The organism is Tundrisphaera lichenicola, from assembly GCF_051175385.1.
GTDB classification, from domain to species: domain Bacteria; phylum Planctomycetota; class Planctomycetia; order Isosphaerales; family Isosphaeraceae; genus Tundrisphaera; species Tundrisphaera lichenicola.
In genome coordinates, this window is the sequence record NZ_CP195106.1 from 5596809 (window position 1) to 5610243 (window position 13435).

Sequence of the window (13435 nt, forward strand, 5' to 3'; positions counted from 1 at the left end):
AAAGCACGCAGCGTGCCAGATCTTGGACGGAATTTCCGCGACGACTATCGAAATTTCCCAGGCCGCATGTTCAACAAACCTTGAAGCGAGCTCTCGGATTCGAATGGAACCTTGGGTGATCCAGGAAATGCAGGATCTGGAAAATCCCCCGAGTGGTGAAATGGGACTTCGGACTGAGTGCCTCGGACAGACCGATCAGCCCTGGACCCGACATACCAAAAGATTCTGAAATCCCAGTCTCATTCATTCGAAAAATCAGCAAATCCCATAAACCAAACCGCTCGAAAAAATACAAGTAGAAACTTCAGATATATCGCTTAATTTTAATTCACACATCGAGGATGCCGGCGGACCCACTCGACGGCGTCGGTGAGCGATTCCTGGAGAGGTCGAGGGATCAATCCAAGCGAGTCGAGGCTCCTGGACGCGTCGAAATGCATTGTTCGTCGGGTGAGTCGAACGCCGGTCACCGTCGCCTTGGGCGGAAGGCCGGTGAACCAATCCGCCCAGAACTCACTGAGGACGGCGACCAGAATGCCGACCGGATAGGGAACACTCCAACGTGGTACGGGAACCCCCGTCAAATCGGAGAGCCGTTCGAGCAATCCCAGGAGGGTCAGATTCTCTCCCCCGAGCAAATAGCGTAGACCGGGTACACCTCGGTCCATCGCGAGGACGAGTCCCAGGGCCACATCGCGGACATCGATCAGATTCAGGGTGCAATCCATTCGGGCGGGTAGTTTCCCGTTGCAAAAGTCGCGGATCAGCCGAGTGGGGGGCGAGACACCACGATCGCCGGGTCCAACCGGCATGGTGGGATTTGCGATCACAATTGGTTTTCCGGCCCGGGCCAGGGCCATCGCGTGATTTTCGGCCCGGAGCTTGGAAAGGCAGTAGGGGCCGACCGCATCGGACGGGGCGATCTCGACGTCTTCGAGGATCGGCCCCGTTGACCGGGCCCTTGTCAAAATACTCTCGGTCGAGACATGAACCACCCGCTCCGCACCCCCGAGGAGCGCGGCCTCGAGGACGTGGACCGTCCCTCGGTGGTTCACCGCGTCGAATTCACCTCGATCCCTGGCCCAGAGGTTCGGGTTCGCGGCCAGGTGGTAGACCCATCGGGCACCCGAGACCGCCCTGCGGGTCGCTTCAGGATCACGGATGTCGGCGAGGACAATCTCGACACCTGGAGGTAGATCTTCCGTGTTTGCTCCGGGACGCTCGACCACGCGGACTCGCTCACCTTGCTCGACGAGTCGATCCACCAGATGCCGCCCGATGAACCCCGCCCCGCCCGTCACCACCGTCGACACTTCCATGCGAATCTCTCCTGATGTTCCGGTCGAGACCGGAGCGAACCTCGTAGAGTTCCTGTTTCGCACCCGGACGCGTCGACGGATCGAGGACTCCGGCTTTCACCAGTCCGGCAAAAAGCTCCGGGGTCACGAACGCGGTGAAGCCATAATTGCCCGGCGCTCGATAACGATCAATCTCGGACCAGTCCACGTAAATGTGCGATATCCCCGACCTGACGAGTTCGGAACGGACTTCCTCGGGCGTATGACCATTGGCAATTTGCTCGAGAAGGTCGTCGTTGAATACCGTGTTGTAAAGGACTGGATGTCCGAAGTGGAAGACCGCGGCCGGTCCCACCATCAGGACCTTGGCTCCGAATGGGAGTTCCTCGTCAATCCGGGCCATTGAGGGATTCAGCAGTACCGGTACTTCCCGACGGAGCGAGATCAGGTCGCCCGTCCAGTCGTTCAACCCCGCCAGCTCGGTCGAGCAAAAAACCAGGTTCGAGCCAATCCCCACTGTCATGATGACTATCAGGAGAATCGACCAGGACTTTCGGATCGACCACTCTGCGCACAGTCCCGCAAGGACCGCCAGCGATGGAAGGATCGGCAGCCAGAAGCGATCCAGGCGATGCGTCAAGAACCACCAGGTGAGAAACAAATAGGCGGAGTACACCCCGATTCCGATGGAGGCCTTTCTCATCCGTTTCGGGAAAAATGCGAAGGGGACCAGGGCGGCATAGAGGGGAGATTGCCAGTCGGACCGACCTGCCACGTCGAAGAATGACCGAATCAACGCCCGGCCTCCAATTGGCTTCATGCCGTGAGCAGCCGACCACTGGGCCTGCCGGTCGAGATTCCAATCTCGGCCTCCGAAGACCGAGAATCCCAGAGGATAGACGGGATTTCCCGTGTCCAGGACGTTCTTTCCCAGCCAGGGGGCCATCACAAGAACAAACCCGATCGAGAATCCAAGGGCCAGTTTCCAGGACTTCTGGCGATAGGCCGTCCAGAACGCCCAAGCCGAAGCCGGAATCACGGCCGAGATCAGGGCGGGATATTTGAGAGCCATGGCCCCGCCGGCCAGTAGACCTACCAACGGGCCGACGGTGGTCGCATCAATTTTTGAGTTAGCGGTGCCTTCGACCGGGATCGAACCAGTTCGAACCCAGACCCAGATCAATGCCGCGTGGAAGTAGCAGAGCGGCCCCTCGACGTAGGGTAGCACAGCCATCCGGTAAACCCAGGGAGTGGTCAGGTAGACAACGGCCGCGATCCAGCCGGCCTTCGGCGAGCCCAGTCTCCTGGCAGTCAGGCCGATCAGCAAGGCCGTCATCGGGGCGAATGCGGCGACCAGGACCTGACCCACCAGCGCCCCGTACCACCAGTCATCAAGGATTTCCATGCCGATCAGGTGGAGCATTTCCACGCCGAAAGGCATGCTTGTATAGACGTTGTGAGGTAGATAGGCAATCCGACCGGACTGGTAATATTCCTTGGGGCCTTGAAGGTGGTACTCCAGAGCGTCGAATTCGATGGTCGGCAGCATCGACCCGAGCATCATGATCAGCAAGAACGGGCCGGTCAGAGCGGCAAAACCCAGGATCGAACCGCGGCCAGGCCAGGATCCGCCCCCAGGTCTCATTCTCCCTCGCCGAAGATCGAGGAAGGCCATCAATCCTTCGATAACGATCGGAATCGCCAGGCCCAATCGGATCGCCCAGGGATGAAGCCCGCCCAGGCGACCGACGATCAAGATCGCCAGACCCAGGCCCGTCGTGCCGAGGCCGAACCCGAGCACAATTCGCTCGATCGACTCGAGTCGATCCCTGAGGCGAAGCAACCGGAGAACCAAAAAGCCAAGGGTGATCGATGAAAGGACCACCAAGCCGGAGGCCAGGAGGATCGGCAATCTCTGAGGCAGATTCTCGACGTGACTCAACTTCTCCAGGGCGGCCCCCAGATAGGACTCCCGGAAGCGAAGGCCCGGCACGACCTCGGGGACCGCTCGAACGAGCAGGTTCACCCGGGCTAGACCCTTCCCACCCGCCATCGAGCCTACACTCGGCAGAGGTTCCAGGACGAACCAGGTGAACCAGGCCGCTTCCAGGAGGATCAGGGCCAGCAAAAGGAACAGCCCGAGGGCTTCGCTCCCCTGCCTCCCGGATTTCAGAGTTGAGGGCCGATGAACCAAGGGGCGAACTCCTCCTCGCCAATCCCGGCGGCCTCGCTTCGGGTCCGTTGACCCCCGGCCACCTCCAGAATCAGTTCGAAGAGCCGACGGCCGGCGTCCTCGACCGATTCCCCCTCGAGGATCGTCCCGGCATTGATGTCCATGTCATCAATCATCCTCTCATACATCGGCGTGTTGGTCGCCAGTTTGATGCATGGGGTGGGCTTGAGCCCGAGGACACTCCCCCGGCCGGTCGTGAAAACGAGGACATTCGCCCCGCCTGCGACCAGGCCGGTCGTGCAGATCGGGTCGAACCCCGGTGTATCCATGAAGACCAGGCCCGGGCCATCCACCTTCTCGGCGAAGCCAACCACATCGACCAGGGGCGAGGAGCCCGCTTTGGCAAGGGCCCCCAGCGACTTCTCGTAGATCGTGGTGAGTCCGCCCTCCTTGTTGCCGGGCGATGGATTGTTATTCATCTCGGCACCGAAGACGCCGGTATACCACTCCCACCATTTAATCCGCTCGACCAGCTTTTCGCCCACCTCTCGACTGACGGCCCGCCTGGTCAGGAGATGTTCGGCGCCATAAATCTCGGTCGTTTCACCCAGGACCGCCGTCCCGCCCTGTGCGATGAGCATATCGGCGGCAACCCCGAGCGCCGGGTTGGCCGTCACGCCCGAATTGCCATCCGAACCCCCGCATTCCATCGCCAGGCAAAGCTTCGAGATCGGTTGTTCGGTCCGGACCCAGGCGTTGGCCTCGGGCAGGACGTCCAACACAGCCTGGACCGTCGCCTCAACGGTCTTGGTAATCCCGCCCTGTTCCTGGATATTGATCACCCGAGGCCTCCGGTGCTCGGACGGCTTCGAACCGGGTCGGATCAGGTCGTGGATCTCGACAATCTCGCGAGCCTGACTGACCTCGCACCCCAGTCCGACCAGGACGCAGGCAGCGACGTTGGGATGATTCGCGAATCCGGCGAGCACCCGCTCGAGCTGGATATGATCCGCCCCACGCGTGGGTATCCCGCATCCCCCCTTATGGGTGATCGCGAAAACACCATCCACGTTCGGAAACCGCTGACGCCAATCGCCCTCCCGGAAGCGCTCGGCGACGGCTCTCGACGTACTGGCCGAGCAATTCACCGCGCTGATGACCGCGACGTAGTTCCGGGTTCCCACTCGACCATCGGGCCGGAGGTAACCCGGGAACGTCCTTGGAGTCGTCTCCAGGGTGGAGGGAGCCGAGACCGAGGCGTAGGCGTAATCACGCTCGAACAGGTCGGCCTTCAGGTTGTGCACGTGGATCCAGGAGCCGGCCGGAATAGCCTTGGAGGCAAAACCAATGATCTGCCCGTACTTCCGGACCGGTTCACCCTCCGCCACTTCGAGGAGCGATACCTTGTGCCCAAGGGCGATCGGCTCGAGCACCGTCACGTCTCGACCATCCAGATTGAGGACGAACCCTTTGGGGATCGGTCGGGCGGCAACGGCAACGTTGTCGCCCACTCGAAGCAGGACCGCTCGCCGATCTTCGGCCGCCGTCGCCATGCGAAGCTCCCGTCCCAACAAATGTTATAGAACGAAGTTAGTTTAATGACCGGCCCGGCTTTTGAGAAGCGGAACGACCTTAGAATACCCTCCTGATCATGGATAGAGATAAGAGACGTTGGAAATCAGTTGACGCCCGACCCTCAACACACAGGCCAGGACCGTCCCCGCCAACCTTCCCAAACTAGCCCGAAAGAGTAATCGAAATACCGGACCTCCACCGCTGCCTGAAGAACCATAATTAGAGATCGATTAAGGTAAGCCGGACGTCCCTAGAACTCGGATCCCGACGCTGGGGCATGAAGAATCGGAGAGGAGCGGGGAAGGTCCTTTTCATCGAGTCGAACTCTGGCTATGATTTCATTGCGTCGTGGAGCAGCGGCTAGCTCGTCAGGCTAATCCCCTGGAGGGGTAGGTTCGATTCCTACCGGCGCGATTTATGAGGCAAATCCGGCCCGACCTGGCCAGGGTCGGGTAATTTCATTTTGTGATCCCGCCTGTGTTTCTGTGGCGGGTTCCTGGATGGGTCGGGCTCGCGGGCCAAGGTGTTGAAGATCTGGCACCGATCTCCCTCCGCGCGGGGTGATCGGCCGGGGAGGTGGCTGACAAACCGATGTACGTACCGACGAAACTCTTCTTCACCAAGGGCGTGGGGACCCACCGAGAGAAGCTATCCAGCTTCGAGATGGCCCTGCGCGACGCCGGGATTGCTTGCTACAATCTGGTCCGCGTTTCGAGCATCTTCCCGCCCAATTGCGAGGAAATCTCGATCGAGGAAGGCATCCCCATGATGCCCCCCGGAGCCATCGTTCACGTCGTGATGAGCGAATGCGCCACGGCCGAGCCAAACCGGCTCATCGCGGCCAGCGTTGGTGTGGCCAAACCCAGAGACCGAAGCACATTCGGTTACCTCTCCGAGCACCACGCATACGGCCAGACCGCCAAGAGTGCGGCCGATTACGCCGAGGATCTCGCCGCCGAGATGCTCGCGACGGTCCTCGGGGTGGAATTCAACCCGAATAGCTCTTGGGACGAGAAGCGAGAGATCTGGCGGATTGCCGACGTGATCTATCAGACCAAGGAAGTGACCCAAACAGCAGTCGGCCACAAGGATGGGCTCTGGACCACCGTGATCGCCGCCGCGATCCTCCTGCCATGAGCAAACCCGAAAAATACCTCCACAAGGTCAGCAAGCACCGGATCGCCCCGCCTGCCGTCACGGGGGGCGATCTCGCGGCCGACCTGATCGATTCGGCGTTCCTGAGCTACAACGCGGGTCGGCTCCGAGAAATCTGCCAGGTCCTCAACACGAAAGTCCTTGAGGCTGACTGCACCGTCGGCCTCTCGCTCTCGGGTGCGCTCACACCCGCCGGGATGGGGATGAGCTGCCTGATTCCTTTGATCCGCGCCGGGTTTGTCGACTGGATCGTCTCCACGGGGGCGAATCTCTATCACGACACACATTATGCTCTCGATCTACCGCTCCACCAGAGTCGCCCCAATCTCGACGATTTCGCACTCCGAGAAAATGCGATCATCCGGATATATGACATCGTCTTCGATTACTCGACGCTCCTCGACACCGATACTTTCTATCGCGAATTGATCCGAAGCGAGCCGTTCGCCCGATCGATGGGAACGGCCGAATTCCATTACGAGGTCGGTCGATACCTGCATGCCCGATCCGAAAAGCTTGGGCAACCTGCCAATAGCTTACTCGCCGCTGCATACGAATGCGGCGTCCCCATTTACACTTCGAGTCCCGGGGACAGTTCGATCGGGATGAACCTGGCGGCCCTGAGCTTCCTCGACTCGAAGCTCCAGATCGACCCGTTGCGGGACGTCAATGAGACGGCCTCGATCGTCTATCAGGCCAAGCGAGGGGGGGGAAAGTCAGGCGTCCTGATCCTCGGAGGAGGAAGCCCGAAGAACTTCATCCTCCAGACCGAACCTCAAATTCAAGAAGTCCTGGGGCTCGAGGAGGCGGGGCATGATTACTTCCTCCAGATTACGGATGCCCGACCCGATACGGGGGGTCTCTCCGGTGCCACTGCCACCGAGGCGATGACCTGGGGCAAGGTTGATCCCGAGAAGTTGCCCGACTCCGTGACTTGCTACACCGATAGCACGATCGCGCTGCCGCTTCTGACCGCCTACGTGCTGGCCCGTCACTCGCCCAGGCCGCTGAAACGACTCTACGATCGTCGAGAGTCGAATTACGACGCACTCCGACAGTCATACCTCGATCGGATTGCCCGAGAAGAGGGCGAGGCTTCCGGAGGAGCATGACCGCCCTCATCCCCCGAGGAAGCCGGTTCGATCCGGCGAGCCGGCCATGCCTTCCACGAAAGTTCTCAAGATCGATGCCAACGGGCCAGACCCAGCCATCCTGTCCGAGGCGGCGAGGATCATCCGTGAGGGGGGACTCGTCGCGTTCGCAACCGAGACCGTCTACGGACTCGGTGCCGACGCGACCCGCCCAGAAGCCGTAGCGCGTATCTTCGAAGCCAAGGGGCGTCCTCCCACGAATCCCTTGATCGTCCACGTTGCCGAGAATTCCGACGCCCTGGCCTGCGTCTCTCACTGGCCGATCTACGCCGAGACACTCGCCGCGAGGTACTGGCCGGGGCCACTGACGATGGTCCTTCCAAAATCCTCGATCATCCCCGCGATCGCGACGGCGGGCCAGGAGACGGTCGGGATTCGCGTCCCCAATACCGTCGTGGCCCGGCTATTGATCGCCGAGTCGGGGCGGCCGATTGCGGCTCCTAGTGCAAATCGATCGACGGGAATCTCCCCGACGACAGCCGCTCATGTTATGAAGGATCTCGACGGCAAAGTCGACCTGATCCTTGACAGCGGACCGACAACGATCGGGATCGAGTCAACTGTCCTGGACGTAACGGAAGATCCTCCAAGACTGCTCCGACCAGGGGCGATTACCCGGGAGGAAATTGCCGGACTTCTGGATGTGCCCGTACTCCCACCCATCCAGAATCTCGAGACCCACAGAAGCCCCGGTCAAATGAACGTCCATTATTCCCCCCGAACTCCAACCTATCGACTGCCTCGACAGGGCGAGGGCTCCGTTCCGATCCGGGGAAGATTTGAATTGATCGTTCTGGGTGACTCGACCGGAGGAATTCCTGTTCCGGAAGACGAGGATTCGACGGTTCGAATCCATCGATTCGCGACCCCCAAAATCGCATCGAGGGAGCTCTACGCGAGACTCCATCGCCTCGACACTCAGAAACTCGACATGATCCTGATCCTGCCGCCGCCCGACGAACCCCAGTGGGCAGCGGTTCGCGATCGAGTCTGGCGTGCATCTCGGCCTTGGACTGCCGACAACGAATGAGCTCAAGGCCGTTTGCTGAGAATGGCCTACCAATCCAAAAGTTAAAACCGCCGACCTAAACCCTTTGAGGGAAAGGACAGCGGTCAACTTATCAAGAAACTAGGATAAAGAATCTCGATCAGGCGCGGTCGGAGCCACTTCTCGTCTCGCCGGTTCGCCCGCCGCGGGTCGAATTGGCATAGACCGAGGTCAAAACGCCGAGCAGGGCGGATCGGCGACCGGCCCGTGACGACTTCCCACCACGACGGATGCGGGCTACGGTGCCCGCCCACTCGAAGCCCGAATGCAACGGTGCCGTCTTCTTGGGATTCGACGCACTCATCGAACGGAGACTCCTCGAAAGGGTCAATGGGCAGCCCGGATGCGAGCCATCCCAATTCTAACCTGACATCAGGCTAGACCCAGATCCTCACGGCAAGCGAACCGAATCAAGTTTGACCCGCAGATAAAGCGATCGCATCGGGCCGGCTCAATGTAATTCGATTGCCGCAAAACCAGTTGTCGATCTCACCTCCGGAAGGAACCACGGCAATCGTGAACCTTCGAAAGCGAATTCGTGTCCCACGGATATCGGCTGCACTAGCTCGAAAATCGAGCGATACCTTGCCTTATTGGATTGCGCCGCTTCAACCTGAGGCTTTGATAAGCAACAAATCAAGTGAACGCATTCCGGAAACCCATCGGGTTAGGCACCGTATCAAGGTTTGACCGGCATGTCAAGTGGCCAGCAAAATTACATCAGTCTTATTATTCGCGAGGTGATTTCGTGCACCTTCACCGCCGGATCAGGGGGCACGTTCGAATATTTCAGACCACGTCGGTGAAGATCCTCTCGGTGCGCCGGAAGTAGAAAGCACCCGTGACCAGCACTGTGACGCTCACGAGGAAGCTCTCAAGGATCTGAATCCAGGGCATGGCCGGATGACCGAGCAGGCACGACCGAAAACCGGAGATCACGCCTACCATGGGGTTCAATCCGTAGATCATCTGGTAACGATCAGGGACCATCGAGGCCGGGTAAATGACCGGGCTGACGTACATCCAGACCTGGGCGAGGAATCCGATGATCATGGCGATATCCCGATATTGCACGGCGAGACTCGCCAGCCAGAGGCCGAATCCGAGGGCGCACATCAACGCAATCAGGATGAGAACCGGTAGGATGAACACGGATTCCAGGCGGGGTAGGACACCGTAGGCGATCATCATCACCAGGAGAATCAGCAACGTGGCAGCCAGGTCGACGAGTCGCCCGGCGACCTGGGTGAAGGGGAGGAACAATCGAGGGAAATAGACTTTCGTGAGTGTATTGGCCTCATTGACCAGGCTATTCGACGCAGCAGTCAGCGCACCCGCGAAGAACGTCCAGGGCACCAACCCACAGAAGGCAAACAGGAGATAGGGCGAACCACCGGGCGCCTTGATTTGAACCACTCGACCGAAGATGACCGCGAAAATCATCAGTGTCATGAGAGGCTGAACGATCACCCAACCCAGCCCCAGAGCCGATTGGGCATAGCGCGCCTTGACGTTCCTCCAGATCATATAGTAAAGCAGATCACGATGTTCGGTCAATTCACGGAGGTTAACCGCCTGCCATCCTGACCTCGCCTCGATCAAGATTTCATGCTGGCGTGGCGATCGTTCCTTGGTCGAGTGACCAGATCGATCGGCCTCTTTCTCTGTGGAAATGTCCATGTCCGTCAGGGCCATCGATGTGCATCCAGGAAGTTCGGAAGAAAAGACCCGGTGAAATGATTCGGGCCGTCTGAGCGAGGTTATCGACCTCGCCATGATCCAGGCTGATCATTGTTCAGATCAAGGGTAGGGCAAGTTCGGAGGTGGGGAAGAGGATGGTTGGATAAGTTCTGGCAGCGATTCAATCCTCTAAGGAACCGAGGAGAACTTAATGGATCAGCTTAACGATCGGATCCGGCTCGATCAAGCTTATCGGCGGATCGTCTCCGAGACGCAACATGCTGCTAACTTCGTCGGAACGAAGCAAGGAAATACCCGCTGGGACGGGTAGTGGCACCGGTTTGAGCGGTTTGTCCGGGGCGGCGACTCCCGCAGAGACGAACATGGCTAGGGTGCTGACCCCATTGAAAGTCATGTGGAGTGCAATCGGCGCGACCAATCCTCCTGTCCTCTGATAGAGAAAACCTAACCCTAATGAGAGGAAAAAGATCGGGATTGGCGTTGGCCAGACGAGGCTGTGAAGCGCTGCAAAGACGAGAGAGACAACGACATTAGCCAGGACGAGGAATGGCATTCGGGCTCTCGATCTGAGAACTCTAGCGTCAGGTGCTGCCCAAGGATTGAAATCCTCTCCACCTCGATGGTCCGGCAAGGGGGCAAGGTCGGAGAAGTCGAGCTCTTCCTCCGGAACATCCAGACGGACTGAGGGATTTGGAGATGAATCGAATGTGTTCGATCGCAATTCGGCGTTGCTATGGTCTCGCAACGCGAATCGAGAGAGCCATCCCAGCAGGACGCCTCGAAAGAGGAGTTCCTCGGCGGCCGGGGCCAGGACGACACTGGCCAGGATCATGAGGGCTGCGATGCCGGGAGATTGGTTATCCTGAATGGCCTTCTGGAGGGGATGATGGATGGGTTTCCAGATCGATATAGCGAGGTACATCACACCGAACACGAGAGGAGCCATGATCGGGTAACTCAATATCCCCCAGACCGCCTGAGTTACGAGTCCTGGCCCGGCCATCCCGAAGTCACGGGGACGCGCCCTGGCCGTCAGGGCTAGGGTCAGGGGCACCAGGAGGATCGTTGCCCCGTTATAGAGTGAGGTGAGGATCATCTGGTCTACGGCCGGGAGTTGGCCATCATTCGCCCTGGCCTCGGCCACCTTGGCGGGATTCGCCACGGCATAAGCCATCGAGACCCCGAGCGTCGTCGAGTACCAGACCAGGATCGCGGCAAGGACCGAACCCGCACCCCAGGGGACAACCCTGGGAGTACTGGGCGGGAGTAAAGGTTGTCCGAACCCGAATCGAAGGGCAGCTCCGATCCAGGTTGATACGATCCAGGCGAAGATCCCCAGGGTGACGAGAATGACGATGGGGCTCACCGAGGGAACGACCTGTGGCATCTCGATCTCGTTCCGGGGCTTTGAGGGCGGGCCAGGCTGTTCAATGGAACCAGATCATCGTATCGAGAGGACGGGACGGAGGCCACCTTGCCCGGACCTCCGAGATTGACTTAGGATGAGCCCTCAACCACGATCCGGTCCATCAATGCCAGGGAGGCCCCCGGTGCCCGTCAGCGCAGTTGAACAGCTAGACCTCCTCCGGCGTGGGGTCGAGGCAATCACCCCCGAAGCGGAATTTGCCAGGAAGCTCGAGAAATCGGTCGCCACCGGGACTCCCCTCCGCGTGAAGTACGGGATCGACCCAACCGGGATCGACGTCCACCTCGGGCACACAGTCCCGCTGCGTAAACTTCGACAGTTTCAGGATCTGGGCCATACCGCCGTCGTCATCATCGGAAACTACACGGCAATGGTAGGTGACCCCTCGGGACGCGACGAGGCCCGAGTTGCTCTCACGGAGAAACAGGTTGCCCTCAACGCCCGCGACTACCTGACGCAGGTCGGCAAGATCATCGACTTGAGCCGGGCCGAGGTTCATCATAATGGCGACTGGTTTTCGAAATGGACGTTCCTGGATGTCCTCGACCTGACTCGACGAATGACGCTCGGCCAGATTTCGGCACGGGACGACTTCTCCAAGCGCATCGCCGCCGAGAAGCCGGTCTACCTCCACGAATGTCTCTATCCCCTGATGCAGGGCTGGGACTCCGTCGAAGTGAAGGCCGACGTCGAACTGGGGGGCACCGAACAGCTTTTCAGTCTCTTACTCGCCCGTAACTTACAGGATTCGCAAGGACAGCCCGGACAGGTCGCCATCACGATGCCGATCCTGGTGGGCACCGATGGCGAGCGGAAGATGGGCAAGAGCCTGAGTAATTACATCGGGGTCAACGAACCGCCCGACACCCAGTTCGGCAAAGTGATGAGCCTTCCCGATGAGCCCATGCGGCAGTACTTCACGCTGCTGACGGATCTTCCCATGGCCGAGGTCGATCGCCTCCTCGGGCCGGGGATCAATCCTCGTGACGCCAAGGAAGTCCTCGGCAAGGCCGTCGTGGCCCAGTATCACGGCCAACTTGCCGCGGACGGGGCGGCCGATGCTTTCCGGAAGCGAGCCTTGCGCCTTGATCCAGACGAGATCCCCGAAATGGTCCTGGAACTGGAAGGGTCGGGGCCGACCCGCCCGACCCCCCTGCCCCGTCTCCTGGTCGCTCTAAAGATGGAATCCAGTACCTCGAACGCTCGACGCGTCATCGAACAAGGCGGCGTGACTCTCGGGCCGGACCGGCAGGCGGCGACCGACCCGAAAGCGGTGATCGACGTGACCGATGGGCTGATCGTCCGGGTCGGCAAACGGAAGATCGCCCGGGTCCGACTCCAATGAACCGTCCGACTACGAAATCAGGCCGAAGCCTGAGCCGTCATCCAGGATTCAAAGCGACGGCCGATCTCCTCGGGAGACACATCCTCGGTATGAGTGGCGAGAGTCCACTCGTGACCGAAGGGATCCAACACCTTCCCCGAGCGATCGCCGTAGAATTGATCCGCAACGGGCATCACCAGGGTCCCTCCGGCGGCGACGGCCCGCTCGACTGCGGCGTCGACATACTCCACGTACACGGCCAGGCCGACCGAGGTGCCGCCGAGAGTCTGCGGGCCGGCGATCCCCCACTCGGGAAACTCGTCGGAAAGCATCAAATGAGTATCACCGATCACGATCTCGGCATGCATCACCTTGCCCGAAGGATCGGCGAGTCGATACGCTTCCTCGGCCCCGAACGCAACTTTGTAGAAGAGGATGGCAGCGGCGGCGTCCCTGGCTCTCAGGTAGGGCGTCACGGAATGGAACCCATGGGGGATCGGGCGGACCGACATGGCATCTCGCTCCTTCGGGACTGATCGGACTGATCCAGTGTCCTCGAGCCGGGTTTTACCGGATAACATCTG

10 protein-coding genes and 1 tRNA gene are annotated in these 13435 nt (G+C 59.9%); 5 read left to right on the top strand and 6 right to left on the bottom strand.

Annotated features, from left to right (window positions below; translation table 11 throughout):
* Nucleotides 1–323: 323 nt before the first annotated feature.
* The 3 genes from P12x_RS21940 to P12x_RS21950 are packed head-to-tail and all read right to left on the bottom strand — an operon-like array spanning nt 324 to nt 5024.
* Entirely contained in the window at nt 324–1319 is a 996-nt protein-coding gene (locus tag P12x_RS21940; RefSeq protein WP_435006960.1) for an NAD-dependent epimerase/dehydratase family protein, read from the bottom strand.
* Nucleotides 1240–3492, bottom strand: coding sequence for an ArnT family glycosyltransferase (locus tag P12x_RS21945; protein ID WP_435006962.1), 2253 nt, complete (start codon nt 3490–3492; stop codon nt 1240–1242). Before P12x_RS21945 ends, P12x_RS21940 begins: the two co-directional genes overlap by 80 nt.
* On the bottom strand, nt 3468–5024 hold the full coding sequence (locus tag P12x_RS21950) for a UxaA family hydrolase (protein WP_435006964.1): 1557 nt from the start codon (nt 5022–5024) through the stop codon (nt 3468–3470). The genes P12x_RS21945 and P12x_RS21950 overlap by 25 nt, the downstream gene beginning before the upstream one ends.
* Nucleotides 5025–5388: 364 nt before the next feature.
* Here P12x_RS21950 and P12x_RS21955 point away from each other — a divergent pair.
* The 4 genes from P12x_RS21955 to P12x_RS21970 all read left to right on the top strand — a co-directional run bounded on the left by P12x_RS21955 (nt 5389) and on the right by P12x_RS21970 (nt 8382).
* Nucleotides 5389–5460, top strand: a tRNA-Ile gene (locus P12x_RS21955).
* A 177-nt stretch (nt 5461–5637) separates the two neighbouring features.
* Complete coding sequence (locus P12x_RS21960) at nt 5638–6183, top strand: pyruvoyl-dependent arginine decarboxylase (protein WP_435006965.1); 546 nt, start codon at nt 5638–5640, stop codon at nt 6181–6183.
* Nucleotides 6180–7313, top strand: coding sequence for a homospermidine biosynthesis protein (locus P12x_RS21965; RefSeq protein ID WP_435006966.1), 1134 nt, complete (start codon nt 6180–6182; stop codon nt 7311–7313). Before P12x_RS21960 ends, P12x_RS21965 begins: the two co-directional genes overlap by 4 nt.
* Nucleotides 7314–7359: 46 nt before the next feature.
* The gene (locus P12x_RS21970; protein ID WP_435006968.1) at nt 7360–8382 is read left to right on the top strand and encodes an L-threonylcarbamoyladenylate synthase; all 1023 of its coding nucleotides are present in this window, start codon (nt 7360–7362) and stop codon (nt 8380–8382) included.
* A gap of 807 nt (nt 8383–9189) precedes the next feature.
* Here P12x_RS21970 and P12x_RS21975 read toward each other — a convergent pair.
* The gene (locus P12x_RS21975) at nt 9190–10095 is read right to left on the bottom strand and encodes an ABC transporter permease (RefSeq protein WP_435006969.1); all 906 of its coding nucleotides are present in this window, start codon (nt 10093–10095) and stop codon (nt 9190–9192) included.
* Nucleotides 10096–10288: 193 nt separating this feature from the next.
* Nucleotides 10289–11047 carry a CPBP family intramembrane glutamic endopeptidase gene (locus tag P12x_RS21980; protein WP_435006971.1) on the bottom strand — a complete coding sequence of 253 codons (759 nt, stop codon included), beginning with the start codon at nt 11045–11047 and terminating at the stop codon, nt 10289–10291.
* A 604-nt stretch (nt 11048–11651) separates the two neighbouring features.
* Here P12x_RS21980 and tyrS point away from each other — a divergent pair.
* The gene (gene tyrS, locus P12x_RS21985) at nt 11652–12872 is read left to right on the top strand and encodes a tyrosine--tRNA ligase (RefSeq protein WP_435006972.1); all 1221 of its coding nucleotides are present in this window, start codon (nt 11652–11654) and stop codon (nt 12870–12872) included.
* 17 nt (nt 12873–12889) lie between these two features.
* Here tyrS and P12x_RS21990 read toward each other — a convergent pair whose 3' ends face one another.
* On the bottom strand, nt 12890–13363 hold the full coding sequence (locus tag P12x_RS21990) for a VOC family protein (RefSeq protein WP_435006974.1): 474 nt from the start codon (nt 13361–13363) through the stop codon (nt 12890–12892).
* Between the last annotated feature and the right edge of the window lie 72 nt (nt 13364–13435).

Coding starts and splice junctions, on each gene's coding strand:
- P12x_RS21940 (WP_435006960.1), bottom strand. CDS start 1,319: ATGGAAGTGTCGACGGTGGTGACGGGCGGGGCGGGGTTCATCGGGCGG.
- P12x_RS21950 (WP_435006964.1), bottom strand. CDS start 5,024: ATGGCGACGGCGGCCGAAGATCGGCGAGCGGTCCTGCTTCGAGTGGGC.
- P12x_RS21960 (WP_435006965.1), top strand. CDS start 5,638: ATGTACGTACCGACGAAACTCTTCTTCACCAAGGGCGTGGGGACCCAC.
- P12x_RS21965 (WP_435006966.1), top strand. CDS start 6,180: ATGAGCAAACCCGAAAAATACCTCCACAAGGTCAGCAAGCACCGGATC.
- P12x_RS21970 (WP_435006968.1), top strand. CDS start 7,360: ATGCCTTCCACGAAAGTTCTCAAGATCGATGCCAACGGGCCAGACCCA.
- P12x_RS21975 (WP_435006969.1), bottom strand. CDS start 10,095: ATGGCCCTGACGGACATGGACATTTCCACAGAGAAAGAGGCCGATCGA.
- P12x_RS21980 (WP_435006971.1), bottom strand. CDS start 11,047: ATGGCTCCTCTCGTGTTCGGTGTGATGTACCTCGCTATATCGATCTGG.
- P12x_RS21990 (WP_435006974.1), bottom strand. CDS start 13,363: ATGTCGGTCCGCCCGATCCCCCATGGGTTCCATTCCGTGACGCCCTAC.